This window comes from Nocardiopsis sp. NPDC055879 (assembly GCF_053615935.1).
This window is the reverse complement of record NZ_JBSHCT010000073.1, coordinates 1-2,539: the sequence shown is the minus strand read 5'-3', so window position 1 is coordinate 2,539 and position 2,539 is coordinate 1. Positions and strand designations below refer to the sequence as shown.

The following is a 2,539-nucleotide window of genomic DNA, read 5'->3' as shown; positions in this document are numbered from 1 at the left end:
GCCGGCCACCGCCAGCTCCCGGTGACCTTCGACGCCAACGACGTCCAGGGCCGCGACGACGTGGTTCTGGCCCACCTGAACCACCCGCTGGTGGCCCGCTCCATCGGCCTGCTGCGCACCGCGGTGTCCAACGACCGGGTGGGACTCAACCGGGTGACCGCCGTGGTCAGCGACGACCCCGCGCTCGAAGACGTACTGGTCGGCGCCTACTCACGGTTCGTGCTGGTGGGCGCGGACGGGCTGCGTCTGCACGAGGAGGTACTGCACTCGGGTGGCTGGCTGCCCGAGGCCGGTCGTTTCCGACGCCTGGAGAACCTCACCACCCTGGGCGGCATCCTCAACAAGGCCCTGACCGACGGCCGACCGCTGTCGGACGCGGTGTGGAGCCGGATCCGCGACCGGTGGGAGCGGGCCAACGGCGGGCTGGGTCTGGAACGCGCGATCGAGTGGCGCGCGGACACCCGGCTGGAGCAACTGCAACGCCAGCTCCAGCAACGCGAGGAGAACGAGCGCAGCCGGGTGACCACTGTGCTGGGCCAGTTCGCCGAGAACCTGAAGAAGGCTCTGTCCAGCGAGGAGGACGAGGACGCCCTGTTCAGCGAGCGTTCCGTCACCCAGACCAAGGAAGAGCGCGAGCAGTACCGCAAGGACCGGGAGAACTGGGAGAAACGGCTGGCGTCCCTGGACGGGGAGCGCGAGCGCGAGCTGGCTGCCATCGAGCAGCGCTATTCGCGGCAGGAGCCGCACACCTTCCCCGTCGCCGTCGTCTTCGTCGTTCCCCGCAAGGAGGCAGTCCGATGAGCGCCCCGCGTTCGCGAAACATGCAGAGCAGCACCGACCTGGTCCGCGACCAGCACCTGAACTGGCTGGGGTTGCTGGAGGTCAGCGGCCCGTTCCTGACCCTGCCGGTGCTGCGCCAGGTGTGGTCGGCCGGACTGGACCCGTTGGACAAGGACCAGCGGCGGGAGCTGCGCCGCGAGCACACCGTCTGGCAGGAAGATCTGTCCGCCGGACGGGACGCGTGGGTCCGCTACGTGCTGGGCGGACTGCTCGGCTGGGGCGAGGACCTGCGCACCGACGGCCTGGGGCCTCTGGCCTTGGAGGTCGCCGAACACGACACCCGGGTGGAGCCGTCCTTCGTGCTCACCGAACCCGGGGACCAGAGCGGTGACCAGGTCCAGGCGGACCGGGTGCGGCTGCTCGGCCTGGTCTGCCCCGCCGGTCAGTCCCCGCAGCAGCGGATCAAGGACGAGTCCTGGTCGGCCACCCCCGTGGACCGGTTGGCGCAGCTGTGCCGCCACCACGGTGTGGAGCTCGGGCTGGCCACCGATGGCCGTTGGTGGGTGCTGGTGTGGGCGCCCAAGGGCGGGGTCACCACCACGGCGGTCTTCGACGCCTCACTGTGGACCGACTCCGCCGAGCGCGACGTACTGCGGGCCTTCTACTCGCTGCTCAACCGACGTCGGTTCTTCGGAGTTCCCGAAGAGGAGCGGCTGGTCAAGCTGCTCGCCCAGAGCATGGACTCCCAGGAGGAAGTCACCGAGGCGCTCGGCGTGCAGGTCCGCCAGGCGGTGGAGCTGTTGGTCGCCGCGATCGGCCGGGCCGACACCCGCGCGCGTGAGCGCGGGGACCGGGACCTGAGCGGGGTGTCCGCGCACGACGTGTACCGGGGTTCGGTCTCGGTGATGATGCGGGTGGTGTTCCTGCTCTTCGCCGAGGAGCGCGGCCTGCTGCCCTCCGACAACGACCTGTACGCCCGGGCGTACTCGGCGGGTGGGCTGTACCAGGAGCTGCACGAACAGGCACGGGAAGGCACCGAGGACGACCTGGAGCGGACCACGGCGGCCTGGCACCGACTGCTGGCGCTGTTCAACGCGGTCTACGGCGGTGTGGACCACCCCCGGCTGAAGATGCACCCGCTCGACGGATCGCTGTTCAACCCCGAGACCTTCCCATGGATGCCGCTGGACATCGATGACCGCACCGTGCTGCACATGCTCAAGGCAGTGCAGTACGTGCGGGTCGGCAAGGGCAAGTCGGCCGAACTGCGCAAGCTGTCCTTCCGCGCGCTGGACGTGGAGCAGATCGGTTACGTGTACGAGGGTCTGCTGTCCTTCGACGGTTTCCGAGCCGAGGACCTCGTGGTGGGGCTCGTCGGCAAGGAGGGTTCCGAGGAGGAGGTGGAGCTGCGCGCGTTGGAGGAGTTGGCGGCGCAGTGCACCGACGTGGAGTCGTTGGCGGACGCGCTGGCCACCAAGTACAAGGACTCCAAGATCGGGTCCAAGAACAAGCTGGCCAAGCTCCTGGCCCCGATGGGCCGGGCGGAAGAGCAAGAAGCCCGCAAGAAGCTGCGCGGGGTGCTTCCCCGTGAGGATGATCTGGTGGATCGGCTGCTGCCGTTCTTCCGCCTCATCCGGCTGGACCTGCGCGGGCTGCCACTGGTGATCCGTTCCGGGGAGCTGTACGTCACCGACTCCTCGCTGCGTAAGAACACGGGGACGCACTACACGCCGAGGTTCCTCGCGGAGGAGGTCGTCTG

2 pseudogenes are annotated in these 2,539 nt (G+C 69.1%); both read left to right on the top strand.

What is annotated here, in order from left to right:
- Window positions 1-801, top strand: a pseudogene (locus ACWGKS_RS29770) (DISARM system SNF2-like helicase DrmD); the annotation flags it as partial.
- Window positions 798-2,539 (top strand): annotated as a pseudogene (locus ACWGKS_RS29765) (Eco57I restriction-modification methylase domain-containing protein); the annotation flags it as partial. The pseudogenes ACWGKS_RS29770 and ACWGKS_RS29765, both read left to right, overlap by 4 nt.